The 419-nt window shown below is 66.8% G+C and carries 1 protein-coding gene; it reads right to left on the bottom strand.

What is annotated here, in order from left to right; genetic code table 11:
- The coding region (locus AC0AIB_RS31490) for an aminotransferase class I/II-fold pyridoxal phosphate-dependent enzyme (protein ID WP_465098128.1) at nt 1–417 on the bottom strand (417 nt) is incomplete at its 3' end.
- Between the last annotated feature and the right edge of the window lie 2 nt (nt 418–419).

Raw genomic sequence — 419 nt, 5'->3', positions numbered from 1 at the left:
CGCCACCACCCAGCCGACCCGAAAGCCCGGTGCCAGGCACTTGGAAAAGGAGCTGCACAGCAGGCTCTCGCCACGCGCATCCCAATACTTGATGGGGCGAGGCCGCTCGCGGCCAAAATAGAGCTCGGCGTAGACGTCGTCCTCCACCAGCGGCACTTCATGCGCGTTGAGCAGCGCCATCAGCGCCTGCTTGTGTCCATCCGGCATCGTATGGCCGAGCGGGTGCTGCACGTTGCCCATCAGCCAGCACGCCTTGATAGGGCGCTGGGCCAGCGCCTCGGCCAGCAGCGCCAGATCGATACCGACCCCCGGGATCACCGGGATCTCCACCGCGTTCAGTTTCAGCCGCTCCATGGCCTGCAGGGCGCCGTAGAAGGTGGGGGTCTCCACCACCACCCAGTCCCCCGGCTCGGTCAGCA

The sequence above is a fragment of the Micromonospora sp. DSM 43699 genome (genome assembly GCF_055517075.1).
Note: the sequence above shows the minus strand (reverse complement) of the source record. Positions and strands in the feature narration are given on the sequence as shown.